The 26,221-nt window shown below is 71.3% G+C and carries 26 protein-coding genes; 16 read left to right on the top strand and 10 right to left on the bottom strand.

What is annotated here, in order from left to right; all coding sequences use genetic code 11:
* The first annotated feature begins 5 nt into the window (after positions 1-5).
* Together JOD52_RS12095 and JOD52_RS12090 are read left to right on the top strand one after the other, a co-directional pair.
* Positions 6-1,346 (top strand): 3-oxoacyl-ACP reductase, encoded by a 1,341-nt coding sequence (locus JOD52_RS12095; RefSeq protein ID WP_204410233.1) that lies wholly within the window; start codon positions 6-8, stop codon positions 1,344-1,346.
* Positions 1,343-2,320, top strand: coding sequence for a MaoC/PaaZ C-terminal domain-containing protein (locus tag JOD52_RS12090; RefSeq protein WP_204410231.1), 978 nt, complete (start codon positions 1,343-1,345; stop codon positions 2,318-2,320). Before JOD52_RS12095 ends, JOD52_RS12090 begins: the two co-directional genes overlap by 4 nt.
* On the opposite strand, the gene JOD52_RS12085 is transcribed toward JOD52_RS12090, so the two are convergent.
* Positions 2,321-3,292, bottom strand: a complete 972-nt coding sequence (locus JOD52_RS12085; protein ID WP_204410229.1) for a nucleoside hydrolase — start codon at positions 3,290-3,292, stop codon at positions 2,321-2,323.
* Positions 3,293-3,483: 191 nt separating this feature from the next.
* Here JOD52_RS12085 and JOD52_RS12080 point away from each other — a divergent pair, with 191 nt between their 5' ends.
* A complete protein-coding gene (locus tag JOD52_RS12080; protein WP_204410227.1) occupies positions 3,484-4,725 on the top strand; it encodes a class I SAM-dependent methyltransferase in 1,242 nt (413 codons plus the stop codon).
* Between the two features lie 5 nt (positions 4,726-4,730).
* Here the strand turns inward: JOD52_RS12080 and purQ are convergent, their stop codons facing one another.
* Positions 4,731-5,456, bottom strand: coding sequence for a phosphoribosylformylglycinamidine synthase subunit PurQ (gene purQ / locus JOD52_RS12075; protein ID WP_204410222.1), 726 nt, complete (start codon positions 5,454-5,456; stop codon positions 4,731-4,733).
* The gene (gene purS, locus JOD52_RS12070; protein ID WP_204410219.1) at positions 5,456-5,752 is read right to left on the bottom strand and encodes a phosphoribosylformylglycinamidine synthase subunit PurS; all 297 of its coding nucleotides are present in this window, start codon (positions 5,750-5,752) and stop codon (positions 5,456-5,458) included. The genes purQ and purS overlap by 1 nt, the downstream gene beginning before the upstream one ends.
* A 144-nt stretch (positions 5,753-5,896) precedes the next feature.
* Here purS and JOD52_RS12065 point away from each other — a divergent pair, with 144 nt between their 5' ends.
* Positions 5,897-6,613 (top strand): MBL fold metallo-hydrolase, encoded by a 717-nt coding sequence (locus tag JOD52_RS12065; protein ID WP_204410216.1) that lies wholly within the window; start codon positions 5,897-5,899, stop codon positions 6,611-6,613.
* Between the two features lie 58 nt (positions 6,614-6,671).
* Here the strand turns inward: JOD52_RS12065 and JOD52_RS12060 are convergent, their stop codons facing one another.
* Together JOD52_RS12060 and purD are read right to left on the bottom strand one after the other, a co-directional pair.
* The gene (locus JOD52_RS12060; RefSeq protein ID WP_204410214.1) at positions 6,672-7,598 is read right to left on the bottom strand and encodes a phosphoribosylaminoimidazolesuccinocarboxamide synthase; all 927 of its coding nucleotides are present in this window, start codon (positions 7,596-7,598) and stop codon (positions 6,672-6,674) included.
* The gene (gene purD, locus JOD52_RS12055; RefSeq protein WP_204410211.1) at positions 7,588-8,889 is read right to left on the bottom strand and encodes a phosphoribosylamine--glycine ligase; all 1,302 of its coding nucleotides are present in this window, start codon (positions 8,887-8,889) and stop codon (positions 7,588-7,590) included. Before purD ends, JOD52_RS12060 begins: the two co-directional genes overlap by 11 nt.
* Before the next feature lie 39 nt (positions 8,890-8,928).
* Here purD and truA point away from each other — a divergent pair, with 39 nt between their 5' ends.
* From truA to glmM, 4 genes are all read left to right on the top strand, one after another.
* Positions 8,929-9,834 carry a tRNA pseudouridine(38-40) synthase TruA gene (gene truA / locus JOD52_RS12050; protein ID WP_204410209.1) on the top strand — a complete coding sequence of 302 codons (906 nt, stop codon included), beginning with the start codon at positions 8,929-8,931 and terminating at the stop codon, positions 9,832-9,834.
* A gap of 310 nt (positions 9,835-10,144) precedes the next feature.
* Complete coding sequence (gene rplM, locus JOD52_RS12045) at positions 10,145-10,588, top strand: 50S ribosomal protein L13 (protein ID WP_204410206.1); 444 nt, start codon at positions 10,145-10,147, stop codon at positions 10,586-10,588.
* A 52-nt stretch (positions 10,589-10,640) separates the two neighbouring features.
* Entirely contained in the window at positions 10,641-11,144 is a 504-nt protein-coding gene (gene rpsI / locus JOD52_RS12040) for a 30S ribosomal protein S9 (protein ID WP_017824564.1), read from the top strand.
* Between the two features lie 228 nt (positions 11,145-11,372).
* Entirely contained in the window at positions 11,373-12,719 is a 1,347-nt protein-coding gene (gene glmM / locus JOD52_RS12035) for a phosphoglucosamine mutase (RefSeq protein WP_204410204.1), read from the top strand.
* 45 nt (positions 12,720-12,764) lie between these two features.
* Here glmM and coaA read toward each other — a convergent pair whose 3' ends face one another.
* On the bottom strand, positions 12,765-13,733 hold the full coding sequence (gene coaA / locus JOD52_RS12030) for a type I pantothenate kinase (protein ID WP_204410201.1): 969 nt from the start codon (positions 13,731-13,733) through the stop codon (positions 12,765-12,767).
* A gap of 180 nt (positions 13,734-13,913) precedes the next feature.
* Between coaA and glmS the strand changes: the two genes are divergently transcribed.
* The 7 genes from glmS (at position 13,914) to JOD52_RS11995 (ending at position 20,804) form a co-directional block, all read left to right on the top strand.
* Positions 13,914-15,782 (top strand): glutamine--fructose-6-phosphate transaminase (isomerizing), encoded by a 1,869-nt coding sequence (gene glmS / locus JOD52_RS12025; protein WP_204410199.1) that lies wholly within the window; start codon positions 13,914-13,916, stop codon positions 15,780-15,782.
* Between the two features lie 83 nt (positions 15,783-15,865).
* Entirely contained in the window at positions 15,866-16,378 is a 513-nt protein-coding gene (locus tag JOD52_RS12020; protein ID WP_017824568.1) for a holo-ACP synthase, read from the top strand.
* A complete protein-coding gene (locus JOD52_RS12015; RefSeq protein ID WP_204410197.1) occupies positions 16,375-17,928 on the top strand; it encodes an NAD(P)H-hydrate dehydratase in 1,554 nt (517 codons plus the stop codon). Before JOD52_RS12020 ends, JOD52_RS12015 begins: the two co-directional genes overlap by 4 nt.
* Entirely contained in the window at positions 17,925-19,079 is a 1,155-nt protein-coding gene (gene alr, locus JOD52_RS12010) for an alanine racemase (protein ID WP_204410195.1), read from the top strand. The genes JOD52_RS12015 and alr overlap by 4 nt, the downstream gene beginning before the upstream one ends.
* A complete protein-coding gene (locus JOD52_RS12005) occupies positions 19,076-19,618 on the top strand; it encodes a bifunctional tRNA (adenosine(37)-N6)-threonylcarbamoyltransferase complex ATPase subunit type 1 TsaE/phosphotransferase (protein ID WP_017824571.1) in 543 nt (180 codons plus the stop codon). The genes alr and JOD52_RS12005 overlap by 4 nt, the downstream gene beginning before the upstream one ends.
* Positions 19,618-20,343 (top strand): tRNA (adenosine(37)-N6)-threonylcarbamoyltransferase complex dimerization subunit type 1 TsaB, encoded by a 726-nt coding sequence (tsaB, locus tag JOD52_RS12000; RefSeq protein ID WP_017824572.1) that lies wholly within the window; start codon positions 19,618-19,620, stop codon positions 20,341-20,343. The genes JOD52_RS12005 and tsaB overlap by 1 nt, the downstream gene beginning before the upstream one ends.
* A gap of 2 nt (positions 20,344-20,345) precedes the next feature.
* Entirely contained in the window at positions 20,346-20,804 is a 459-nt protein-coding gene (locus JOD52_RS11995; RefSeq protein ID WP_204410193.1) for a GNAT family N-acetyltransferase, read from the top strand.
* A gap of 78 nt (positions 20,805-20,882) precedes the next feature.
* Here the strand turns inward: JOD52_RS11995 and JOD52_RS11990 are convergent, their stop codons facing one another.
* The gene (locus JOD52_RS11990) at positions 20,883-22,631 is read right to left on the bottom strand and encodes a hypothetical protein (RefSeq protein ID WP_204410191.1); all 1,749 of its coding nucleotides are present in this window, start codon (positions 22,629-22,631) and stop codon (positions 20,883-20,885) included.
* Complete coding sequence (locus JOD52_RS11985) at positions 22,616-23,512, bottom strand: ABC transporter ATP-binding protein (RefSeq protein WP_083871829.1); 897 nt, start codon at positions 23,510-23,512, stop codon at positions 22,616-22,618. The genes JOD52_RS11990 and JOD52_RS11985 overlap by 16 nt, the downstream gene beginning before the upstream one ends.
* 178 nt (positions 23,513-23,690) lie before the next feature.
* Between JOD52_RS11985 and JOD52_RS11980 the strand changes: the two genes are divergently transcribed.
* Positions 23,691-24,851 (top strand): AI-2E family transporter, encoded by a 1,161-nt coding sequence (locus JOD52_RS11980; protein WP_204410189.1) that lies wholly within the window; start codon positions 23,691-23,693, stop codon positions 24,849-24,851.
* Positions 24,852-24,967: 116 nt separating this feature from the next.
* Here the strand turns inward: JOD52_RS11980 and greA are convergent, their stop codons facing one another.
* Together greA and JOD52_RS11970 are read right to left on the bottom strand one after the other, a co-directional pair.
* Positions 24,968-25,456 carry a transcription elongation factor GreA gene (gene greA, locus JOD52_RS11975; RefSeq protein WP_017824577.1) on the bottom strand — a complete coding sequence of 163 codons (489 nt, stop codon included), beginning with the start codon at positions 25,454-25,456 and terminating at the stop codon, positions 24,968-24,970.
* A gap of 350 nt (positions 25,457-25,806) precedes the next feature.
* Entirely contained in the window at positions 25,807-26,199 is a 393-nt protein-coding gene (locus tag JOD52_RS11970) for a DUF4307 domain-containing protein (protein ID WP_204410188.1), read from the bottom strand.
* Positions 26,200-26,221 lie beyond the last annotated feature (22 nt).

The following is a 26,221-nucleotide window of genomic DNA, read 5'->3' as shown; positions in this document are numbered from 1 at the left end:
ACCCCATGGCTGACGCCTACACCCGCTTCGTCCGCTCCACCCCCGGTGCCATGATCGCCAAGCGCACCGGACTGCCCCGCCCCGCCCGCCTGCTGCGCCGCGAGGACCGACCCGAGCCCGTGCTGGGCCCCGTCGTCGTGCTCGGCGACTCCGCCGGCGCCGATCAGGTCGCCCAGCTGCTGCTGTCCTGGGGTGCCGACGTGCGCCGCCGCTTCGAGGAGCTGCGCCGCGTGGGCTCCGTGGTCGTCGTGCTCGACGAGGTCGACGCACCCGACCAGCTGGGCCCCGTGCTGCTGCCGCTGGCCGGGGCGATGCGCACCCTCGCCCCCGGTGCCCGTGTGGTCGCTGTCTCCCGTCCCGCCACCGGCCAGGACCCGGGGCGGGACGCTACCCGCGGCGGCATCGAGGGCTTCACCCGCTCCCTGGCCCACGAGATGCGCTCCGGTGGCACCGCCAACGGCATCCTCGCGGCCGACGGCGTCGCCCTGGACGCCCCAGGGGTGATCGGTGCCCTGCGGTTCCTGCTGTCGGCCCGCAGCGCCTTCGTCACCGGCCAGTTCCTGGAGGTCACCACCGCAGCCGGCACCCTCACCGAGGACAGCGCCCAGCCACTCGCCGGCCGCACTGCCCTGGTCACCGGTGCCGCGCGTGGCATCGGCGCGGCGATCGCCCGCACCCTCGCGGCCGACGGCGCCCACCTGGTGGTGCTCGACGTCCCCGCCGCCGGTACCGAGCTCTCGCGCCTGGCCAACGAGCTGCGCGCCGTGCCGATCCAGCTGGACGTCACCTCCGACGGCGCCGGTGAGCGCCTGGTGCAGTTCCTGCGCGAGCACTCCCTGACCCTGGACGTGCTGGTCCTGAACGCCGGCATCACCCGCGACAAACTGTTCGCCAACATGACCCCGGACCGCTGGGACCCCGTGATCGGCGTGAACATCACCAGTCAGATCACCCTCACGAACGCCCTGATCGACGCCGGTGACGTGCTGGGCGCGCAGCCCCGCGTGGTGTCCCTGGCCTCCACCAGCGGCATCGCCGGCAACCGCGGCCAGACCAACTACGCCACCTCCAAGGCCGGCGTGATGGCCTTCGTGGATGCCCTGTCCTCGCGCCTGGCGGAGCAGGGCGGCACCGCCAACGCGGTGGCGCCAGGGTTCATCGAGACCGAGATGACCGCCCGCATGCCCGCCATCAACCGCGAGGTGGCCCGCCGGGTGAACTCCCTGCAGCAGGGCGGCCTGCCGGTGGACGTGGCCGAGGCGATCGGTTTCCTGTCCTCCGCCGAGGCCGGCGGCATCCAGGGCCAGACCTTGCGCGTGTGCGGCCAGAACATCGTGGGGCGGTGACCGGGGTGAACGGCCTGACCACCACCTCCCAGCCCGGCGAGCGGATCAAGGACCTGACCGACGTGCCCTCCTTCCCGGCGGTGTACGCGGCGGCCCTGCTGCCCCGCCGCGGAGGGGGCGCGAGGCGTTGCGAGCTCGCACTGCCGAGCACCGCCTACCGGGTGCGGAAGGTGCGCATCGACGCCTCCCGCGCCGCCGACTTCGACCACCTGATGGGCGGCCCGGCCACCGAGAACGTGCACCCAGGCGTGCTGCACGTGCTGGCCTTCCCCGTGTCCCTGGCCCTCATGGCACGCGGCGACTTCCCCTTCCCGCTGCTGGGCCTGGTGCACCTGCGCAACTCCCTGCTGCAGCACCGGCCGGTCGCGGTGGGGGAGCTGGTGGACGTGGAGTGCCGGGTGAGGGAGCTGCGTCCCCATCGCAAGGGCCACACCTTCGAGGCGGTCTCCACGATCCTGTCCCAGGACGGCCAGATCATCGCCACCGACGTGTCCACGTACCTCGCCAAGGGCAGCGGAGAGGAGGGCGGGACGCGCGGCAGCGGCAAGGGCAGCACCCAGCACAGCGTCCCCGCTTCGACCGAGCGTTCCTCGCGTGAGTTCGAGCCGCCGCGGCCCACCGCCCGGTGGAGCCTCGCAGCCGACGTGGGTCGCCGGTACGCGGAGGTCTCCGGGGACGTGAACCCGATCCACATGTCGGGCCTGTCAGCGAAGGCGTTCGGGTTCCCCAAGGCCATCGCCCACGGCATGTACACCGCCTCCCGGGCCTTCACCGAGGCCCGCGTGGACCTGTCCCGGCCGCTGCGCTGGGACGTATCCTTCGATGCACCGGTCACGCTGCCCGGCACCGTCCTGGTGGCCTACGAGGACGGTCCCGAGGCCGGCACCACCCACTGCGTGGGCTGGCGCCCGGCGCGGGGCGAGAAGGCACCCCGGCGCTGCTTCGAGGTGGAGATCCAACAGCTGGGCGGCTGATCACCGACAGTCTTCGGAGCGTCCGTGGAGTCCCTGCCGCAGAGTCTCCAGCAGGTGGGCGATGAAGGCAGGCGCATTGGCCGAGGTCGCGACGTCGACGTTCGGCTCCCGCCCCCAGCGGCCCAAGGGGTCGGCCACCGTCTGTCCCCGGGTGAGGGTCCCGGCCAGCTCCACGTCCACCGGCAGTGCCGTGGTCTGAAGGAAGCGGCCGGTGACGGCGTGGGCCGCGACCAGCGGGTCGTGCACGTGGGCGCTCCAGCCGAAGCCGTCGGCCTGATGGAACTCGAAGTAGAACCGCAGTGCATCGGCCAGGATCCCCACCACCGGGTGATCGCCCAGAGCCTCGACCGCATCGAGCTCGGGCTGGCGGAAGCGCACCGCTTCGGTGGTGTCCAGCCCCGCCATCACCGGCCTGGTGGGCGCGGCGCTGAAGGCGGCCAGTACCCGCTGAGCGGCCTCGGGATCGACGGCCACGTTCCACTCCGAGGTGGCCCCGGTGTTGCCACGATGGTTGATCGCCCCGCCCATCACGTGCAGGCGCTTCAGCAGGTGCGGCAGCTCCGGCTCGATCTCGAGCGCCAGCGCCAGGTTCGTGTGCGGGCCGAGCACCAGGCCCACCAGCTCCCCCGGGTGCGCCCGGGCAGCCTCGACCCACAGCTGTGCGCCGGTGCGGGGATCGGCCGTCCTCGTCGGCTCGGGCAGCTGGGCGTGGCCCAGGCCCGTCGGCCCGTGGGTGTCCTCCGCGGTCATCAGCTCCTGCACGAGCGGCACCTGTGCGCCGCGAGCCACCGGGGCATCGATACCGAGCAGCCCCGCGAGCACCAGGTTGTTGTGCAGCACCGCTGCGGTGGGCACGTTCCCGGCGGTGGAGACGATCCCGACGATCTCCACCTCGGGCCTGCAGGCCAGGTAGGTGAGGGCGAAGGCGTCGTCAATCCCGGTGTCACAGTCCAGCAGCAGGGGCGTTCGCATTCCCCCAGGGTACGGACAACCAGGTGGCCCACCGCACCGCGCCTAGACTCGAGGCCGTGACCACCCTCGAGGCCTTCGTGCTGCTGGAGGCCCGGGACGTGCCATGACGTGGCGATGATGGTGGCCGGCCCCAGCATCGACCGCGCCGGGCGCCACGACCGATGACCCCTGACTTCAGCCCCAAGGACACGATGACCCAGCACCCCGCGCCCGACGCCACGCCCGCAGAGTCCTCCTCGGCTGATCAGACCGACCGCGTCATCCTGCGCACGGCCCAGTCCGAGACCAGCGGCCCCGGCGGCCCCCGCGACGTGATCGTGGTGGACGACGCCACCGGAGCCCTCATCGCGGAGTCTCTGGACTCGATGTCCGAGTACGAGGACGCACGGGTGCTGAGCTGGTCGTCCTCCGCTGCCCGCACGCGGGAGATCGCCGCGCAGTTCGCCGACGCGATCGAGACCGGCCGCCTGGTGGTGTCGGACGGTCACGGGCCGGTCCCGCTGGAGGAGTTCGTTGCCGGGGCCGATGCGCATCTGGCGCTCGCGCGGCTGCCGAAGTCGCTCGCGGCGCTCGATGATCGCGCTCGCCGGCTGGCGCGCGCCGCCGCGGCCGCCGGTCGGGAGGACCTCGAACTGGTGGCCGGGGGACGCGTCAAGCACATGACCCGCCACCAGAACGACGTGCTGGCAGGCCTGTTCACCGAGGTGCGCGCATCGCTGGGGCTGGGGAAGTCACGCGCGCTGCGGGCCTCCGGGCCACGCCCGGACGTGGAGCGTGCCACGCCAGCCGAAGGGTCGGCGACCGTCACCGTGCGAGGGCAGGAGCGTGAGCTGCCGCTGCGCGCGGTGGGCGGGGTGTTCGGTGGGGCCTCGGCCGATGCCGGAAGCCTGCTGCTGCTCGATGCACTGGACCGCGCCCTGAAGGCGGGAGAGCTGGGGGAGTCGGGTCCGGGTGCCCCGGCCTCGGAGGGGCCGGAGGGTTTCTGCGCCGTGGACCTGGGCAGCGGCAACGGCCTTCTGACCGCTTACCTCGCGCTCGCCCTGCCGGCAGCACGCGTGGTCGCCAGCGACGACGACATCGACGCGGTGCTCTCCACCCGCGCCACTGCAGATGCCCTCACGGGCGCCGAGGACTCCGGGGCGAGCACCCCCACGGTCGAGGTCACCTGGGACGACGCCCTGTCGCAGCTCCCGGACCGCAGCGCGGACCTGGTGCTGCTGAACCCGCCGTTCCACGACGGCACCGCGATCGACGCGACCCTGGTGCACGGCCTGCTCGATGCGGCCTCTCGCGTGCTGCGCCCCGGTGGGCAGCTGTGGATGGTGCACAACTCGCACCTGCGCTACCGCGCCGAACTGGAGCGCCGCGTGGGCCCCGCCCGCCAGCGTGCACGCGACCGTCGCTTCACGGTTCTCAGCGCGGAGAGGGTCTGAGCAGGTCAGCCCACCAGGCTGCGCAGCACCGAGGTGAACATCCCCAGGCCGTCGGTGCCCGTGCGGGTGCCCGCACCGGGCTCGTCGGGGCCGAAACCGGCCTCCACAGCGTGCTCCGGGTGCGGCATCAGGCCCACGACGTTGCCGTACTTGTTGGTGATGCCAGCGATGTCGTTGCGTGAACCATTGGGGTTCACCTCGAAGCCCTCAGGGCCGTGAGTGGCTCCCTCGGCGTAGCGGAACACCACGCGGCCCTCCGCCTCGAGCTCGGCGAGGGTCTTCTCGTCGGCCACGTACTGGCCGTCCTGGTTCTTCAGCGGGATCCGGATCACCTGGCCCGCTTCGTAATCGGTGGTCCATGCGGTGCGGTTGTTCTCCACCCGCAACGGCTGGTCCCGGCAGATGAACGCGCGGTGCGCGTTCTTGATCATCGCGCCGGGCAGCAGATGGGTCTCGCACAGGATCTGGAAGCCGTTGCAGATGCCCAGCACCGGCATCCCACCGTTGGCGGCATCCACCACGCGCTCCATCACGGGGGCGAAGCGGCTGATCGCCCCGGCACGCAGGTAGTCGCCGTAGGAGAACCCGCCGGGCAGCACCACGGCCTCCACGTCCAGCAGGTCGTCCTCGGCGTGCCACAGGGCCACCGGCTCCCCGCCGGCCAGGCTGATGGCGCGCAGGGCGTCCCGGTCGTCCAGTGTGCCGGGGAAGGTCACCACACCGATGCGCATCAGGCCCGCTCCTCCGCACCGGTGCCGAGGGCGCGCTCCAGCGAGCCGGAGTCCTCGACGTCGATCGCGACGACGTCCTCGATGACGGGGTTGGACAGCAGGGTGGTGGCGGCCTCGCGCAGGGAGGCGAGGACCTCGTCGGTCACCTCGCCGTCGACCTCGAGCTCGAAGCGCTTGCCCTGACGCACGGAGCCGATGCCCTCGAAGCCCAGGCGGGGCAGTGCGGCGGCGACGGCCTTCCCCTGCGGATCGAGGATCTCGGGCTTCGGCATGACGTGGACCACGACGCGCGGCATGGGCATTCTCCTGAGGGGTTCGATCCGGGCCCGGGCCGAGGTGGCAGGGCGGGTTCATCCTACCGATCCCCTCCCCACCCCGGCACGAGCGGACTACATTCGAGTCAGACCACCGGACCCCGATCACGATGCCGGGAGGCAGCGATGAAGATCCGTCACCTCGTCCACTCGTGCCTGCTCGTGGAGGCAGCCGGCAGGCGACTGCTGGTCGACCCCGGCTCCTTCAGCACCGAGACGGTGCGCGCCCTCGGGGCCGACGTCCTCGCAGGGATCGATGCCGTGCTGGTCACGCACCAGCACCCTGATCATGTGGATCCGGCGCTGCTGGGGGAGGTGCTCGCCGCGGCCCCGGAGGCCGTGGTCATCGCCGAGCCCGAGACAGCGGAGATGCTCGAAGGCGACGACTTCGTCGCCCAGGACAGGCTGCTGCCGCTCCCGGCCGGCAGCGTCCATGAGTTCTCCGCCGCCGAGGGCCACGCGCCGCTGCGCATCACCGCCGTGGGTGGTCGCCACGCGATCATCCACCCCGACATCCCCCGGGTGGGCAACACCGGGCTGGTGATCAGCGCCGGCGACGGCCCCCGGCTCGGCATCACCGGTGACTCCCTGGAGCCGGTCCAGGAGTTCCACGGCATCGACGCCCTCGCCTTCGCGGTGGTCGCCCCCTGGTCGAAGATGGCCGAGACCATCGAGTTCCTGCGCGCCGTACGGCCCCGCCTGGCCCTGCCGGTGCACGACGGGGTGGCCAGCGAGCAGGGGCGCGCGATCTACATGCGACAGTCCACCCAGCTCGCGCCGGAGGGCACGGAGGTGCGGGACTGGCCGCAGCCGGATCGCGTCGTCGAGGTCAGCAGCGACTGAGGAGCAGTGACGACGGCATGACCGTGGACCGGGTGCAGGCGGTGACGAAGGCGGCGGTTCAGAACTGCCGGCCGGTGAGTCTCTCGTAGGCCTCCACATAGCGGGACCTGGTCTGCTCGACGACCTCTGCCGGCAGGGCCGGGGGAGGAGCGTCGGCAGCACGGTCCCAGCCGGAGGCGGGGGAGGTCAGCCAGTCGCGTACGAACTGCTTGTCCAGGCTGGGCTGGGTGCGACCCTCGCGGTAGTCGGCGGCCGACCAGAAGCGACTGGAGTCGGGCGTCAGCACTTCGTCACCGAGCAGCAGGGTGCCGTCGGTGCGCGACTGTCCGAACTCGAGCTTGGTGTCGGCCAGCAGGATCCCGCGCTCGGCGGCGATCTCACGGGCTCGCTCGTAGACAGCAAGCGTGAGGTGCTCGAGTTCGTCGACCAGCGCGGCACCGAGCCGCTCCCGGGCCTCCTCGACGGTGATGTTCTCGTCGTGGTCCCCCTGCTCGGCCTTGGTGGCGGGGGTGAAGATCGCCGGATCCAGGCGGGAGGCCTCGGTGAGGCCGGTCGGCAGGTGGTGGCCGCCCACGGCGCCGCTGGCGCGGTAGTCGGCCAGGCCCGACCCGGTGAGGTAGCCGCGGGCCACGCACTCCAGCGGCACCATGTCCAGGCCGCGGCAGCGCAGAGCCCGGCCGGCCACCTCGGTGGGGACGTCCTGGGCCGACAGCACGTGGTTGGGCACCAGATCAGCCAGCTGCTCGAACCAGAACAGGCTGATGGCGGTGAGGATCCGGCCCTTGTCGGGGATCCCCGGCTGCAGGGCATGGTCGTACGCGCTGATCCGGTCGGTGGCGACCATCAGCACCTCGGTCGCCTCCGCGGGGTCAGTCCCGGCGGGCACGTACAGCTCCCGCACCTTGCCGCCGACGGCATGGTCCCAGCCGGGCAGCACCGGCGCGGTCAGCAGGGTCTCCGCGCTCCCGTCCCGTTCAGCGCTCATCGTTCTGCCCGCCTTCGACGCCCTCGTTGCGCGCCGCGACCAGGGCGATGTCGGTGCGGTGCAGGGAGCCCTGCAGCACGATCCGCTCCACCCCGGCCATCGCGACCTGGCGGGCAGCCTGCAGGTCCTCACCGGTGCCGACCACGGCCAGCACGCGCCCGCCGGAGCTGACGAGCGTGCCGTCCTCGCGCAGCGCGGTGCCGGCGTGCAGGACGTGCGCCCCGGTGGTCTCGGCGTCCTCGATGCCGGTGATTCGGTCGCCCAGGCGGGCCTCGGCGGGATACCCGGCGGAGGCGACCACCACGGCGACCGCAGCGTCGTCGCTCCAGCGGGGAGCCTCGGCCTCGCGCAGGTCACCGCGGGCGGCGGCCAGCAGCAGCTCGCCGAAGGGGGAGGCCAGACGCTCCAGGACCACCTGCGTCTCGGGGTCGCCGAAGCGGGCGTTGAACTCCACCACGCGGACCCCGCGCGCGGTCAGCGCCAGCCCGCAGTACAGGATCCCAGCGAAAGGGGTGCCGCGGCGGGCCATCTCGTCGACCGTGGGCTGGGCGACGGTGCGCACCACCTCGTCCACCAGGTCCTCGGGGGCCCAGGGGAGAGGGGAGTAGGCGCCCATGCCACCGGTGTTGGGTCCCTTGTCCCCGTCCAGGGCGCGCTTGAAGTCCTGGGCAGGGGCCAGGGGCACCACCCGCTGCCCGTCGCACACGCAGAACAGCGACACCTCAGGGCCGTCCAGGTACTCCTCCAGCACCACGGAACCCCCGGCCACGACCACGGCACGGCCGTGGGCGAGAGCTGCTTCCCGGTCGGTGGTGACCACCACGCCCTTGCCCGCGGCCAGGCCATCGGCCTTGACCACGAAGGGCACGTCACCCAGGGGGTTCACGCGGTCCAGGCCCGCGACCAGCGTGTCCTCGTCGTTCGCGGTGACCGATGCGGCAGTGGGCACGCCGGCACTCGCCATCACCTCCTTCGCGAAGGACTTCGAGCCCTCGAGCATCGCGGCGGCGGCGGTTGGCCCGAACGCGGGGATGCCGGCCTCGCTCAGGCGATCGGCGAGACCTGCCACCAGGGGCGCCTCGGGGCCGACGACCACCAGGTCCACCTCGAGGCGGCGAGCGAGCTCCACCTGGGCGTCGAGGTCGCCGACGGTCACCTCATGACAGGTGGCCAGGGCGGCGATACCGGGGTTGCCCGGTGCGGCATGGAGGTCGGGGGCGGGGGAATCTGCGGCCAGGCGGCGGATGATCGCGTGCTCGCGGCCGCCGGAGCCGATGACGAGGATCTTCACGCTGCCAGCGTACCGAGGTGCGCCGATAGCATCAGGCCCATGTCCACCCCGCAGCCCGTTGACCTCGCCCCGGGTGCGAGCGCGCCCCTGACGCGACTGCGTCTGGACCTGTCCTACGACGGGACCGGCTTCCACGGCTGGGCCGCCCAGCCCGGTCAGCGCACCGTCCAGGGTGAGCTGGAGCAGGCGCTCTCCCGCATCGCCCGCATCCCCGTGCAGGTCACCGTTGCCGGGCGCACCGACGCCGGGGTCCATGCCCGCGGCCAGGTGTGCCACCTGGACCTGCCCGGACCGGTGCTCGCCACGATCCCCGGTCGCTCCGACCGCGCTCCGGCCGACGCCCTGGTGACCCGGCTGGTCGGCCTTCTGCCCGAGGACGTGGTCGTCCACGCTGCCCGGGAGGTGCCGTCCGTGTTCGATGCCCGTTTCGGTGCGCTGCGCCGCCGGTACCGGTACCGGATCTCCGACAGTCCGGCCCGTCACGACCCGCTGCGCCGGGACGTGCTGCGCCACCGCTGGGAGCTCGACGTCGAGGCGATGGCACGCGCCTCGCAGGCGTTGCTGGGGGAGCACGACTTTCTCTCGTTCTGCAAGCCCCGTGAGGGTGCCACCACCATCCGCACCCTCGAGCAGCTGGACTGGGAGCGCCCCGAGCCCGGGAGGGCCGACGAGGGCCTGGTGGTGGCCACCGTGGTCGCCGATGCCTTTTGCCACCACATGGTGCGGTCCCTGGTGGGGACCCTGCTGCCCGTGGGGGAGGGCCGCAAGGGGGAGGACTGGCCCGCGCAGGTGCTGGCTGTCCGTACCCGGCAGTCCTCCACCCGCACCGCCACCGGCGCCGCGCCGCTGTGCCCGCCCCAGGGGCTCACCCTGGACCATGTGGAGTACCCGGCCGACGCGGACCTCGCCGACCAGGTCCGCGCCGCGCGGGTGCTGCGGGGGTAAAGCTCGACGCCCCGCGAGCCGGAGATCACACCCCCTCCACCCCCTCCCCGCGTTGACCCTGTCGCACTCTGGCCAGTACTGTTGGCCGTCGTTGTGCCTTGGTGCGCGCTCCGGTCCGCAGCCGACTTCTCACTCGTCGGCGCGAAAGGGGCTCCTCACACCGCACCCAGGACCGCCGTCGCGGCGTAAGCGGAACGGTCCGGGCACAGCGAGAGGCCATGCTTCAACCGAGGGAAGCGTGTCCACGGTCCATCGAACCGTGCCCCGAGCAACCGCTCATGGGGCACTCCGACGAGAGAAGAAGGCACGAGTGCGTACGTTCACCCCGAAGCCCGGCGATGTCGAGCGTTCCTGGTACGTCATCGACGCAACGGATGTCGTCCTCGGCCGGCTCGCTTCCCAGGCTGCTCAGCTGCTGCGGGGAAAGCACAAGCCGGTCTTCGCACCCCACGTGGATGCAGGCGACTTCGTCATCATCATCAACGCTGAGAAGGTTGCCCTGACCGGCAACAAGCGCGAGACCAAGCTGGCTTACCGCCACTCCGGTTACCCGGGTGGCCTGCGCGGCATCCCCTACTCCGAGCTGCTGGAGAAGAAGCCCGAGCGGGCGGTCGAGAAGGCCATCCGCGGCATGCTTCCCAAGAACAAGCTTGCCGACCAGCAGCTGAAGAAGCTGAAGGTCTACCGCGGCGCCGAGCACCCCCACGCTGCTCAGCAGCCCGTCCCCTTCACCATCGACCAGGTGGCGCAGTAAGCGGGCGCGCCCCGCGCTTCGCCCTGCCGCACGGAACAGACCAAGGAGAACCGTGACCGAGACCACCAATGAGGCCCTCGAGACCGTCACTGACGAAGAGGCCCCGTCGAGCTTCACCACCGAGTCCACCGAGTCCGAGGGCTCGACCGGCCGCGGCCAGTCGGCCACCGCCCCGGGCTACGGCACCGGCCGTCGTAAGCAGGCCATCGCCCGCGTGCGCCTGGTCCCCGGCTCCGGCCAGTGGACCGTCAACGGCCGCAGCCTCGAGAACTACTTCCCGAACAAGGTCCACCAGCAGGAGGTCAACGAGCCCTTCCGCGTGCTGGACATCCAGGGACGCTTCGACGTCATCGCCCGTATCCACGGCGGCGGCGCTTCCGGTCAGGCCGGCGCCCTGCGCCTCGGCGTGGCCCGCGCGCTGAACCAGATCGACGAGGACAACAACCGTCCCACCCTGAAGAAGGCCGGCTTCCTCACTCGTGACGCCCGCGTCATCGAGCGCAAGAAGGCCGGACTCAAGAAGGCCCGCAAGGCGCCTCAGTACTCCAAGCGCTGATCGGAGCGGCCACGGCCGCATCCTCCGCGTTCACAGCACCCCGGGACGGGAACGTCCCGGGGTGCTGTGCGTCCGCAGCAGGCTCGGAGCGCTCCGGCGCCGAGCGTGGTCCTGCTCTCGCCGGGCGGTGACATGGGCCGTTCTCCATTGGCGGAGCGCGCAGGGCCGCTACTCTCGAACCGTCGGCCGCCCCGGTGCGGCGCACACAGACGAGAGGAACGGACCCCCATGGCACGACTGTTCGGAACCGACGGAGTGCGCGGACGCGCCAACGCCGACATCACTGCGGAGCTCGCTGTCGAGCTGTCCGTGAGCGCCGCCCACGTGCTGGGCACCCTGGGTGCCTTCGGCGGCACCAAGCCCCGCGCCATCGTCGCCCGCGACACCCGCCCCTCCGGCGACTTCCTGACCGCTGCCGTGTGCGCGGGCCTTGCCTCCGCCGGTGTGGACGTGCTGGACGCCGAGGTGCTGCCCACGCCCGGCCTCGCCTACCTGGTGCAGTCCACCGGTGCGGATCTCGGCGTGATGATCTCCGCCTCCCACAACCCCGCCCCCGACAACGGCATCAAGTTCTTCGCCCGCGGCGGCACCAAGCTGCCCGACGAGGTCGAGAACGCCATCGAGGCCCGCCTCGGCGAGGAGTGGGACCGCCCTGAGGGCACGGCGGTGGGCACCATCCGCCGCTACGAGGGCGCCATCGACGCGTACGTCGAGCACCTGGCCGGCACCCTGGACCGCACCCTTGAGGGCATCACCGTGGTGGCCGACTGCGCCAATGGCGCCGCCGCCCTGACCGGCCCGGCCGTGCTGCGCCGCGCCGGCGCTACCGTGCACGTGATCGGCGACCTCTCCGACGGCGGCCTGATCAATGACGGCGTGGGCTCCACCCACCTCGGTCCCCTCCAGGAAGCCGTGCGCGAGCACGGCGCCGACATCGGCGTGGCCTTCGACGGCGACGCCGACCGCTGCCTCGCGGTGGACGCCGACGGCGAGATCATCGACGGCGACCAGATCATGGCGATCCTGGCCCTGGACCTCAAGGAGCGCGGCAAGCTCCACGACGACACCCTCGTAGTCACCGTGATGAGCAACCTGGGCCTCAAGCTCGCCATGCGCGAGCACGGCATCTTCCTGGGGCAGACCAACGTGGGCGACCGCTACGTGCTCGAGGAGATGAACCTGGGCGGGTACTCCATCGGCGGTGAGCAGTCCGGCCACGTGATCATCGCCGAGCACGCCACCACCGGTGACGGCGAGCTGACGGCCCTGCACCTGATCCAGCGGATGGCCGAGACCGGCCGCACCGCCCGCGAGCTGGCCGACGTGATGACCCGCATGCCGCAGGCCCTGATCAACGTGAAGAACGTGGACAAGGCCCGCGCCACCATCGACCGCGGCGTGCTGGACGCCGTGGAGCAGGCCGAGCAGGAACTGGGGGAGACCGGCCGGGTGCTGCTGCGCCCCTCCGGCACCGAGCCCGTGGTGCGCGTGATGGTGGAGGCACCCACCGACGAGCAGGCCGCCGAGGTCGCCGAGCGACTGGCCGCGATCGTCTCCGAGCGCGTCGGCCTCTGAGTCGCGTCCTGTGAGGGGCCGGTCGCCAGTGCGGCCGGCCCTTCCTCACACCTTGCGCAGCAGGACGGTCTGCACCCGGTGCCGGCCGTCCTTGCGCAGCACCAGGTCCGCGCGCCCCCGGGTGGGCAGGACATTCTCGGACAGGTTCGGGCCGTTGATGGAGCGCCAGATCCGCTCGGCCGTCTCCCGTGCCTCCTCGTCGGTGAGGTCCGCGTAGCGACGGAAGTACGAGCGCGGGTCGTTGAACGCCGTCAGCCTCAGCTGCAGGAAGCGCTCGATGTACCAGCGCTGCACATCCTCCCCGCGGGCGTCCACGTACACCGAGAAGTCGAAGAAGTCAGAGACCGCCAGACCCATCCGGCCGTCGCGCCGCGGCCGGGAGGGCTGCAGCACGTTCAGGCCCTCGAGGATCAGCACGTCCGGACGCTCCACCACTACCGACTCGTCCTCGACGATGTCGTAGGTGAGATGGGAGTACACCGGGGCCTCCGTGCGCTCCACACCCGCCTTCACATCCGAGACGAACCGCAGCAGGCGCCTGCGGTCGTAGCTCTCCGGGAAGCCCTTGCGATGCATGATGCCGCGCTTCTCCAGCTCCGCATTGGGGTACAGGAACCCGTCGGTCGTCACCAGCTGCACCCGCGGGGTGTCGGGCCAGCGAGCCATCAGCTCCCGCAGCAGGCGCGCGGTGGTGGACTTGCCTACGGCCACCGAACCGGCCACCGCGATCACGTACGGGGTGCGGTGCTGCCGCTGCGGCAGGAAGTCCCCGCGGGCCAAGCGCAACTGCTGCGCGGCCGCCACCTGAATGTTCAGCAGCCGGGAGATCGGTCGGTACACCGCATCGACCTCCTCCAGGTCCACCCGGTCGCCGAGGCCCCGCAGCTTGGCCACGTCCTGCTCCGACAACGGCAACGGGGTCTGCTGCGAGAGCCGTGCCCACTCCTCACGAGGGATCTCGTCGAAGGGGGAGACGGCACTCGCGGCGCCGGGGGATCTCGGGGTGGAACGCATGGGGTGATTGTTCCAGCCCACGGGACCGGGTGCGTGCCTGACAGGCCGGTGACCGATCATGACCGGAGCTGCGCACGATGCGCCACGAGCGTGCACGGGGCCCGCGGATCGTGACGGACACCTCGCCCCACCTGCCCATTCGCGCCCTGTGGGCGTCGACGGATCGCTAGCGTGAGCGGCATGTGTGGAATCGTCGGATACGCAGGCCCCCAGAGCGCCTCCCCCTCCTCCCGTCCCGTCGACGTGGCCCTGCAGGGCCTGGCCCGGCTCGAGTACCGCGGCTACGACTCGGCCGGCATCGCCGTTATCGACGGCGGCTCCGTGCGCCTTGAGAAGCGTGCCGGCAAGCTGCAGAACCTCCGCGACGCGCTCGAAGCGCGAGAGGACATGACCGGGGCCGTCTCCATCGGCCACACCCGCTGGGCCACCCACGGCTCGCCCACCGACACCAACGCCCACCCCCACCTGGGCGGGCGCGAGGACGAACTGGCTCTGGTGCACAACGGCATCATCGAGAACTTCGCCGCCCTGCGAGCAGAACTGGAGTCGGAGGGCTACTCCTTCCGCTCCGAGACCGACTCCGAAGCCGCCGCCCACCTGGTGGCGCGCGAGATGGAACGAGCCGGGGACCTCACCGAGGCGATGCGACGCGCCACCGCTCACCTGGAGGGCGCCTTCACCCTGCTGGCCGTGCACCGCGACGCCCCGGGCACCGTGGTGGCCGCCCGCCGCAACTCCCCGCTGGTGGTGGGCCTGGGCGACGGCGAGAACTTCCTGGGCTCGGACGTCGCCGCGTTCGTGGACTCCACCAAGGAGGCGCTGGAGATCGACCACGACCAGATCGTCACCGTCACCGCCGACGCCGTGCACGTGATCGACGCCGACGGCACCGAGGTCAGCGACCCCAAGCGCTTCACCATCGAGTGGGACGTCACCGCCGCGCAGAAGGGCGGCTACCCCTCCTTCATGGCCAAGGAGATCCACGAGCAGGCCGGTTCCATCGCCGACACCCTGCTGGGCCGCCTGGTGGACGGCAAGCTCCACCTGGACGAGAAGTCCATCGACGACTCCGTGCTGCGCAGCGTCGACAAGATCGTGGTGGTGGCCTGCGGCACCGCCGCCAACGCCGGCGCTGTGGTGAAGTACGCCATCGAGCACTGGTGCCGGATCCCGGTGGAGGTGGAGCTCGCCCACGAGTTTCGCTACCGCGACCCCGTGGTGAACGAGAAGACCCTGGTGGTCGCCATCTCGCAGTCCGGCGAGACCATGGACACCCTGATGGCGGTGCGGCACGCCCAGGAGCAGGGCGCCAAGGTGATCGCCATCTGCAACACCCGCGGCTCCACCATCCCCCGCGAGGCCGACGCCGCCCTGTACCTGTACGTGGGCCCGGAGATCGCGGTGGCCTCCACCAAGGCCTACCTGGGCCAGATCGCCGCCTGCTACCTGCTGGGCCTGTACCTCGCCCAGGTGCGCGGCAACCTGTTCCCCGATGAGATCGCCCAGATCATGGAGGACCTCCACGCGCTGCCGGAGAAGATCCAGCAGGTGCTGGACGCCTCCGATCAGGTGGAGAAGCTGGCCCAGGACATGAAGGACGCCACCAGCGTGCTGTTCCTGGGCCGTCACGTGGGCTACCCCACCGCCATGGAGGGCGCTCTCAAGCTCAAGGAGATCGCCTACATCCACGCCGAGGGCTTCGCCGCCGGTGAGCTCAAGCACGGCCCGATCGCGCTGATCGAGGAGGGGCAGCCGGTGTTCGTGATCGTGCCCTCCCCGCGCGGTCGCGACGTGCTGCACTCCAAGGTGATCTCCAACATCCAGGAGGTGCGTGCCCGCGGGGCCCGCACCCTGGTGATCGCCGAGGAGGGCGACGACGACGTGCTGCCCTACGCGGACGAGGTGATCCGCGTACCGCAGACCCGCACCCTGTTCGCGGCACTGCTGACGGTGATCCCGCTGCAGATCTTCGCCTGCGAGCTGGCCACCGCCAAGGGCCTGGACGTGGACCAGCCCCGCAACCTCGCCAAGTCCGTCACCGTCGAGTGAGCCGCCCGATGCACTGACCGCAGCACCCCCGGGGCCGGGACCGCTTCAGAGGCGGGCCCAGCGCCGGGTGTGATACTGCAGGGATGCATCAGGCTGCCTACGAACCCTCCGCGCCCGCCGGTGATGCCCGAGGCACGGAGACCGACTCCGCTCGCACGGTCCGAGCTTTCGCCCCGCGGGACGACGGCACCGTGATCGGGGTGGGCATCGACGTGGTCGAGGTCCCTCGCCTGGACGCTGCCTTCGCGCGCACCCCGGCGCTGCTGGACCGCCTGCTCACCCCCACCGAGCGGCACCTCCCCGCGGCCTCACGGGCGGCACGGGTGGCCGCGAAGGAGGCCGTGGGCAAGGCCCTCGGTTCCCCGGGGGACTTCTCCTGGCACGACGTGACCGTGCACCGCACTGCCGCGCGCCGTCCCTACCTGGTGCTCGAGGGGGCCACCCTCCGTGCCGCCGAGCGCCTGGGTGTGGGACACCTGCACCTGTCGATCTCGCACGACGGTTCCGTCGCCACGGCGATCGTGGTAGCCGAACGGGGGACGAATCCTCCCCCGGCGGTCAGTGGGGCCACCGCGCAAACGGAGCCGCTCGCATGATCCGGGGCTTCAGCGCCGATCAGGTGCGCGCGGCCGAGGCCCCGCTGCTGGACGTGGGGGAGCCGCTGATGTTGCGCGCCGCCCACTCCCTGGCCGGTCATGTGCGTGAGCAGCTCTGCGGCGGCGCGATCGGGAACGCTCCACCGACTCAGCGGGTGCTGGTGCTCGCCGGGTCCGGTGCCAACGGCGGGGACGGCCTGCACGCTGCCGCGATCCTGCGCCGCGACGGCATCACCGCCGACGCCCTGCTCACGGCCGAGACCTGCCATGCCGAAGGCGCCGATGCCCTTCGGGAAGCCGGCGGCACCCTCCACTGCCTCGCCGAGCTCACCGCCCGGCCCGGCCACGCGCTGGAGGGACTGCTGGGGAGCAGTGACCTGGTGCTGGACGCGATCCTCGGCATCGGCGGGCGCCCCGAGGTGCCGGGCCACCTCCGCCGCCTCCTGGACCACCTCCGCCGCGCCGGGACCCCGGTCATCGCCGTGGACCTGCCCAGCTTCCTGGACGCCAGCACCGGCGAGGCGGCGCAGCTCGCCCTGCCGGCGCGCACCACCGTCACCTTCGGCGCCGTGAAGGCCGGGCTCCTGCTGCCCGGAGGCAGTGACCTGGCCGGGGACCTGCACCTGGTGGACCTGGGCCTGGGCCCGCATCTTCCCTCGCGAGCGCTCGTCGAACGGCTCGAGGACGAGGACGTGCGCAGGCTGTGGCCTCGTGCCGGCCGTGATGACAGCAAGTACACCCGTGGCGTGGTCGCGATCGCCGCCGGCAGCACGCGCTACCCCGGCGCCGCCGTGCTTGCCTGTTCCGGTGCCGCACGCGCCGGGGCCGGGATGGTGCGCTGCCTGGCCCCCGCACCAGTGCTCGACCTGGTACTCCGGGCCCGTCCCGAGGTGCTGGGCCACCCCGTCGAGGACGGGGGAGTGGACCTGGCGGACATCGGGCGCACCCAGGCCCTCGTCGTCGGACCCGGCCTGCCCGGAGACGACGCCCGGGCCCGCAGCTGCATCGAAGCCCTGCGTGAGGACGGCCAAGGGCCCCACCGCGGCGTGATCGACGCCGGTGGGCTGGACGCACTGGATGCCTCGGACGCCTTCGGTGCGGACGTGGTGCTCACCCCGCACCGTGGCGAGGCGCAGAGGCTGGCCCGAAGACTCGACATCGACCCCGAACTGGCCGCAGCCCCGCTGGCCAGGGCGCTCGCCGAGGCGACCGGGGCCACCGTGCTGATGAAGGGGGCGGTCACCGTGATCGCCCCACCGGACCCTGAGGCCCCGCTGCTGGCGCAGGACGATGCCACCGGGTACCTGGCCACCGCCGGCACCGGCGACGTGCTGGCCGGGATCCTGGGCACACTCCTGGCCGCCGGGCTGCCCGGGTCCCGTGCCGCTGCCCTGGCTGCTGTCCTGCATGGTCGTGCGGGCCGGGCTGCCTCCCATGACGGCCTGGTCCCGCTGGTGGCCCTGGACGTCGCCGAACGGGTGCCCGAGGTGCTGGCGACTATCCTGACCGGTACGGAACACCATTCCGAAGCGAGCGAAGGAGCACGATGAGCGTCCCGATCCCGGCGGAGGACCCCCGGCAGATCCCCAACCGCGCCGTGGTGGACCCGTCGGCTATCACCGACAACGTGCGGGCCCTCAAGACGAAGCTCGACGAGCAGACCGCCCTGATGGCCGTGGTCAAGGCCGATGGCTACAGCCACGGGATGCTCGCTACCGCCCGCGCCGCTCTCGAAGGGGGCGCGACCTGGCTCGGCGTCGCCCATCCCGCCGGTGCGCTCGCCCTGTCCCACGCCGGCTTGGACGTCCCAATCCTCACCTGGATGTACGAGCCGCGCACCGCCGAAGCGCTGCTGCCGGAGCTCGTCGCCGCCGGCATCGATGTGTCCGTGGGATCGATGGAGATGCTGCGGATGGTCATCGACGCCTCCCGCAGCGTGGACCGCCGGGCCCGCGTGCACCTGAAGATCGACACCGGCATGGGCCGCAACGGCGTGCTGCCCGCGCAGGCGAGGCCCGTGGTGCAGGCCACCCGGGAGGACGACCACGTGCAGCTGGTCGCCGCCTGGACCCACCTCGCCGATGCCGACGACATCGATTCCCCCGCCACCGATCAGCAGGCGGAGGTCTTCGACTCCACCGTCGCCGCCATCACCGAGGAGTTCGGCCCCATCCCGCTGCAGCACCTCGCCAACTCCGCGGCCCTGCTGTCCCGCCCCGACCTGCACCGCGACCTGGTGCGCCCCGGCATCGCGATGTACGGCTACCCGCCGGTGGCCACCGACCTCGAGCTGCGCCCCGCGATGACCGTCACCAGCCGCCTCGCCCTGGTCAAGGAGGTGCCGGCTGGGCACACCGTGGGCTACAGCCGCCTGCACACCACCGCGGCCACCACCCGCCTGGGCCTGGTGCCGATGGGCTACGCCGACGGCCTGCACCGCGCCGCCAGCACCAAGGTCTCCGTGCTGGTGCGCACCGCCGACGGCGACCACGTGGTCCCCCAGATCGGCCGCATCAGCATGGACCAGATCGTGCTGGACCTGGGCCCTGAGAGCACCGCGAAGGCCGGTGACGAGGTGATCCTGTTCGGCGATGTCCCCCAGGGCCCCACCGCCGACGACTGGGCAGAGGCCGCCGGCACCATCCCCTACGAGATCCTCACCTCGATCAACGCGCGCGTGCCGCGGGAGGTCCGTGGGTGAGTGTCCTCGAACTGCGCACTACGGACCCGGAGGGCACCCGGCTCGCCGCCCAGGTGATCGCCGGGGTGCTGCGCCCCGGTGACCTGCTGGTCCTGGACGGCCCGCTGGGCGCCGGCAAGACCACCTTCACCCAGGGGCTCGGCGCCGGCCTCGACGTGCGCGGCCCCGTGGCCTCGCCCACCTTCGTGATCGCCCGCGTGCACCCCTCCCTGAGCGGCGGGCCCGCGCTGGTGCACGTGGACGCCTACCGCCTCGGTGGGAGCGCCGACCTGGAGGACCTCGACCTCGAGGCCGACCTCGACGACGCCGTGACCGTGGTCGAATGGGGCCGTGACCGGGTGGAGCACTTGACCTCGTCCCACCTGCTGGTGGAGCTGGAGCGCCCCGACCAGGTGGACGATCCCGACCTTCCCGAGGAACCCCGCACCCTGCGCCTCACCCCGGCAGGTCCCCGGTGGGACGAGGGCGCGGTCACCGACCTGGCCCGAGCGCTCGACGCAGCGGGCCTTCCCACCGAACAGATCGAGCAGGAGAACTGATGCTGCTGGGGATCGACACCTCCGGAGCCGTGTCCGTCGCGATCGTGGGGGGTGACCTCGACGGCCTGGACCTCGACGTGCGGCACGTGCGCTCCGATGCCCGGGCCCGCCACCACGACGAGGTCCTGCTGGGCCTGATCGACGCCGTCCTGCAGGACGCGGGTATCGCCCGTTCCCAGCTCAACGGCATCGTGGTGGGGCGAGGCCCCGGGCCCTTCACCGGGCTGCGGGTGGGGCTGGTCGCTGCCCGATCCATCGCTGCCGTGCTGGGGATCCCGCTGCACGGGGTGTGCTCACTGGATGCCCTGGCGCATCAGGCGCTCACCGAGGCGGACTCGGCCGGAGCCCCGGATGGTGCCGGCCCGCTGCCCGAGCGCACGGTCGCGGTGGCCCTGGACGCACGCCGCCGCGAGGTCTACCACTCCCGCTACCGCCGCCTGACCGACGGCACGGTGCTGCGCGAGGCCGGCCCCGCGGTCGCCCCACCGGCCGAGGTCGCCGCTGACCTCACGGCCTGCGAGCTGCTGGTGGGCTCAGGGACCCGCCTGTACCCGGAGCTGCTGCCGGCCACGTCCGAGCTGGACGACGTGGACGCCTCCCACCTGATCGAGGTGGCGGCGCTGCTCCACTCCCAGGGGGAGGACCTGACCAGCACGGATCCGCTGTACCTGCGGGACCCGGACGCCGCCAAGCCCACCGCCCGCAAGAGCGCGCTGGGACACTGAGGGTGAGCGAGACGTTCGCGCTGCGGCCGGCGACGATCCAGGACGTGGAACCGATCGCCTTCGCCGAGCTCGAGCTGTTCCCCGACGAGGCCTGGACGGTGTTCCAGTTGGCCGAGGAGATCGAGCATCCCGACCGGCGCTACGTCGTCGCCGTCGATCAGGATGGCCCGGAGGAGCTGCGCGGGTACGCAGGCATCATGCTGGCCGGTGACACCGCGGACCTCCACACCATCGGCGCCCTGGTCGAGGGCAGGGGCATCGGCCGCGCCCTGCTGGCATGGTGCGAGCAGGCCGCGTGCGACGGCGGTGCCCAGCGGATGCTGCTGGAGGTGCGGGAGGACAACGACCGTGCCCGCTCCTTCTACCGTCGCGCCGGGTACCAGGAGATCGGCCGCCGGCGTGGCTACTACCGCATCCGGGGTCGGAGCATCGACGCGATCGTCATGGAGCGCGCTCTGTGACGAGCGCCCGCCCCGTCGGGTGACGGGACGGGCGCGTGTCTGTGACCGGTCGCTTGACGGACAGGCCGGAGCACCTGCTCAGACGTGGTCGCGGACCTTCTGGAACAGCTCCGGGGAGTGAGTGCTCAGGCGACGCGAACCGATGCGCACACCCAGCCAGAGCATCAGCACACCGATGGCCAGGGCGACCACTCCGGCGATGATCTGGATCATCAGGGAACCGCTCAGCACACCCCAGGCGGCCAGGCCGATCGCCGGCAGCTGCGGCACGAACACGCCCAGGGATGCGGCGCCCATGGCCAGGAACGCGTTCGCGCTGGAGGTGGACTTGTCCTTCATCGGGTTGGTGCCCGGGGCGGAGGTGGGGTACGGCAGCAGCACGCCCACGATCAGGGAGACCCCCCAACCGGTGAGCATGAGCCCTGCGGTGCCCAGCACGAGCAGCGGGATCAGGTGCGGGACGCCGTACAGCAGTGGGATCGCGACCATCGCCAGCAGTGCCGCTGGGGTCATGATCAGGGCGATCGCGGCCACTCTGCCCAGCAGGTTCGCCCGGGCGTCCATCCCGGCGGTGATGTTCACCCAGCCGGCCGGACCGTCGAAGCCGATCTCGTTGGACAGGGAGATCCCGGTCATCCCGGCCATGAACACCGCCATCACCAGCATCATCGGGCGGGATTCCGGCAGCACCAGGCCCATCGCGATCAGGAACACGTACACCAGAGGGTAGATCGCGACCGCCGCGAGGTAGCGGGTATCGCGCCTCCAGTACCGCAGGGAGCGGCCCAGTGCCGCACCGAAGGGCGAAGGCTTCACCCAGCGGGGCACCAGGGAGGTGACCTTGGCGGTCCCGGAGGAGGCGTCACCGGTGAGCGCCGAGGTGAGGGCGAGATCCAGGGACCGCCGCCACCACAGCCACACCGCGACGATGGTGACCGCGCCGATGAGGGCCCGGACGAGGGCTACCAGCACCTGGCCCTCCGCCAGGTCCATGGGGATCGCGAACAGGGCCCCGAAGGGGGTCCAGGCCAGCACAGATACGGCGAGCAGGGACCACTTGCGCACCAGGTCGAAGTCGAGGTCGGTGAGGCCCTGGACCGAGACCGAGAACCCGTAGATCACGCCGAGGAACAGCAGCATGCCGAAGATGCCTCCGAGCTCCCTCCCACTGCGGGAGGAACTGCGGGAAGCGGAATGGGCGAACCAGGCACGCGGCAGCAGCAGGCACAGTGCGATCCCGGCCAGGTTCGCAGGGATCAGAGCGATCAGCGCGAGGACCACCCACAGGGTGCCCGCTCCGAATGCCAGCAGCCAGATCACCTCGAACACGGTCGCGATCGCCACGGCCACCGCGGTCAGCAGGGTGGGCAGGCTGAGGGCCGCGGCCGCGAACATGCCCGGTTGCAGCTCCTTGGCCGAGCGCGGGAACAGGGCGAAGCGGCGCGGGTCCAAGGTGTCGTCGAGCCCGAAGGCGAATATCGGGATCAGCAGCCAGGCCAGCACGGTCACCGCACCCAGTCCACGAATCACGGCGGGGAACATGGCTCCCTCGCCACTGGCCATGGTGAGTCCGATGAAGGCGAACACCAGGCCCACCAGGCCACCCCCGGCGTACAGCACGCCGATGACGGTGCCGATGATCTTGCCGACGTTCTTGCGGTAGGACCGCTTCCACAGCGCCCACTTCAGCTTCATCAGCAGCGGGATCAGCTGCTTCTGGGGGAGCGAGCCGTGCTCGACGGTGCCTGCGGCCGTGGCGTCGACAGGTGCGCCGCCACCGGCCGCTCCGTCAGCAGGTCGGTCAGCTGTGCTCAGGACTTCAGCCATGCCAGGCTCCCCTCCTCCACGGCGCCGCCGCCCACCATGTCGATGAAGGTCTGCACCAGGCTGCCGCCCTGGCGCACCTCGTCCAGGGTGCCGGCGGCCAGCAGCTCACCCTTGGCGATGATCGCGACGTGACTGCACAGGCCCTCCACCAGCTCCATGACGTGGCTGGAGAGCACCACGGTGCCGCCGCTGCGCACGTAGTCGGTCAGGATCGACCGGATCACCTGGGCGGAGACCGGGTCCACCGCCTCCAGTGGCTCGTCCAGCACCAGGGTCCGCGGGGCATGGATCAGGGCGCTGGCCAGAAGGATCTTCTTGGTCATGCCGGCGGAGTAGTCCACCACCAGCTTGCCCTCCTCACCGGCCAGGTCGAAGGCCGCCAGCAGGGAGTTGGTGCGCTCGGTGACCGTGTCCGGGTCCATGCCGCGGATCAGGCCCACATAGGTGAGCAGCTCGCGGCCGGTGAGCCGGTCGAAGGTGCGAAGCCCGTCGGCCAGCACGCCGAGCCCGGCCTTCGCCTTCTCCGGGGTGGCCCACATGTCGATCCCGTTGATGTGCGCGGTGCCGGCGTCGGGTCGCAGCAGGCCGGTGGCCATCGAGAGTGTGGTGGTCTTGCCGGCGCCGTTAGGGCCGACGATCCCGTAGAACGATCCGCGGGGCACGTCCAGTGAGATCCCGTGCACCACCTCGGTGCCGCTGAAGGACTTGCGCAGCCCGCGGATCGACACGGAGGCATCGGTGGCGACGGCCTGATCCGCGGACAGGGGCGCTGCCGCATCCGTGCCCGGTGTGGCCGTTGAGCCCTGTGCGGGCTGCGCGGCCGGTTCCGGTGCAGGGCCAGGTGGGGGAGTGGTGGTCTCGGATGCATGAGGCGTGTGCATGTGGCAAAGCTATCGTGGAGGGTCCGCGTGAAATGTCGGCCGAGCGGCGGAGTCGGGGGCGACCTTCGTCGAACGTGACGTGATCGAGGGTCGGTGCCGTCCACGGGGCATGGGGTGGGGGCGCGGCCCGCACTAGAGTGGGCACCGGGTCGACCAGACCCATCGGAAGGAGATCCCCATGTCCAAGCTGCGCCCCGCGCCGCGTCCCCCCGCTGTGCCGCAGGAGGTCGACGAGATCCCGATCGGCGTGCGCCGGGCGGCCGCCTGGTCATGGCGACTGATCATCGTCGTCGCGGCCATCGCCCTGGTGCTGTGGGGTCTGCTGAAGATCACCACCATCGTGATCCCGGTGCTGATCGCGATCCTGCTGGCCGTGATGCTTCAGCCCGTGGTGCAGGTCCTCACCAGGTACACCTTCCTGGGTCGTGCAGCATCCAGCGGCATCGCGCTGATCGGTCTGCTGCTGGTCATCTCCGGGATGTTCACCCTGGCCGGTCGGCAGCTGATCGCCCAGTTCGCCGACATCCAGGCAAAGGCCGTCGACGGCTTCCAGGCGATCCTCGACTGGGCACAGACCACCTTCCAGATCGATGACCCGATGATCAACTCGGCGATCAACGAGGGAATCACCCAGCTTCAGCAGAACGCCTCCCAGCTCGTCAGCAGTGCTCTGAGCACCGCCGCGGTGCTGGGCAACGTGGCGACCGGCATCGTGATCTGCCTGTTCACCCTGTTCTTCCTGCTCTCCAGCGGCACCGCGATCTGGCGCTGGGTGGTGGGGTTGCTGCCCCCGGACGCTCGCATCCCCACCCATGAGGCGTTCCGCCGCGGCTGGAAGGCCCTATCGGCGTATGTGCGCACCCAGATCCTGGTGGCCGCCGTGGACGCCGTGGGCATCGCGCTCGGCATGGTGGTGCTGGGCCTCGGCTCCTACGCGGTGCCGATCTGGCTGCTGGTGTTCCTGTTCAGCTTCATCCCCCTGGTCGGTGCCTTCGCCTCCGGCGCGATCGCCGTACTGCTGGTGCTGGTGCTGAACAACTGGGTATCGGCGCTGATCATGCTGGGCATCGTTCTGGCCGTCCAGCAGATCGAGGGCAACGTGCTGCAGCCGTTCCTGATGGGCAAGGCCGTGGAGATGCATCCGCTGGCCGTGTTCCTGGGCGTCACCGCCGGTGCGATGCTTGCCGGCATCCCCGGGGCGCTGTTCGCGATCCCGCTGATCGCCTTCGTCAACGCCACGATGCTGTACGTGGTGGGGCGTGATCCCAGCCCCGAACTGGGGCTCGATGCTGGGGCCGAAGCCCACTTCCGGCAGCTCCGCCGCCGCACCGTGGCCTGAGAAGACCCGGCACGGCAGGGCTGCTGATCTGCTGCCGAAGCCAAGAAGAGGGCCCCTTCCCGGTCGATACCGGGAAGGGGCCCTCTTCTCAGCGCAGTGGCCACATGGCCGGGCGGTCAGCTCTTGTACGGCTTCGCCTTCAGGATCTCCACCGGGAACGACTTGCCGTTCGGCGCGGTGTAGTCGATGGTCTGACCGACGGAGCTGCCATGGATGGCAGCGCCCAGCGGGGACTCGGTCGAGTAGACCTCGAGGTCGTCGCCGTCGGCGATCTCACGGTTGCCCAGCAGGAAGGTGCGCTCCTTGCCGGCCAGGGAGATGGTCACGACCATGCCCGGCTCGACCACGCCGTCATCCTTGGGGGCCTCGCCCACCACGGCGTTCTTCAGCAGGCGCTGGAGGTCGGCGATGCGCGCCTCCATCATGCCCTGCTCCTCACGGGCGGCGTGATAGCCGCCGTTCTCCTTGAGGTCGCCCTCGTCGCGGGCCGCAGCGATGCGCTCCGCAACCTCGGCGCGACCCGGGCCCTCGAGCTCCTCGAGCTCCTTGGCCAGGCGGTCGTACGCGTCCTGGGTGAGCCAGGCGCCATTCGGCTGGCTGCTCATGGGTTCACTCCTGTCGAAGTTCTGGTGCGCAGCGGAGCAGAGGGCCCCACCTACGCAAATACGGGGCACATGTGCGCATGCGCCCCGTGTGCGGGAAATGAATAACCGGCACGAAGCCGGTATCAGGACAGTTTACACGCGCACGGGCATATCCCTGGACGAGTACTGGCGGAGACCGCGAACCTGCTGGTCAACGCGGGACTCGCCAGACGCGGGCGGTCAGTGGGGATGCCCTCGGGACCCGGCGCCGGAAAGGGGCGGTGGCTCAACCGCGCCCGAAGCTCAGCCGCGCCCGAGGCTCAGCGGGGCCCGAAGCTCAACCGCGTCCCAAGCTCAACCGCGTCCCAAGCTCAGCGGGGCTCGCAGCCCAGCACCTCCGCCGAGACGGCATCACCCTGGGTGGCGATCTCCACGCGGTGGGCGCTACGGCGCTGATCCTGTGCAGGCACCTCCACCTCGACGAACCCGACCTGGGCACGGCCTTCGTTCATCGCCTGGACGGCGCATTCCGCCTCTGTGCCGGGGCTCATGGTCACGGTGAAGCTCACCGCGATCCTGTCCTCGGCCACGTGCTCGTAGCTGAGCATCTCGGCCTTGACGGGCTGATCGGCGAAGCGGATGCCGATCAGCACCACGGTGGCCAGGAAGACGATGGCAACCAGCACCACCAGGATGCGGCCGGTGCGACGGGAGACGATCGGCCCGCCGTAGCGCTCGGCCGGGCGATGCGGTGCTGCACTCATGGGGCCAGTGTCCCAGACGGGC

The sequence above is a fragment of the Brachybacterium muris genome, assembly GCF_016907455.1.
In the GTDB taxonomy this organism is placed as follows: Bacteria; Actinomycetota; Actinomycetes; order Actinomycetales; family Dermabacteraceae; genus Brachybacterium; species Brachybacterium muris.
The sequence above is the reverse complement of the archived record's forward strand: the minus strand, read 5'-3'. Positions and strand labels throughout refer to the sequence as shown.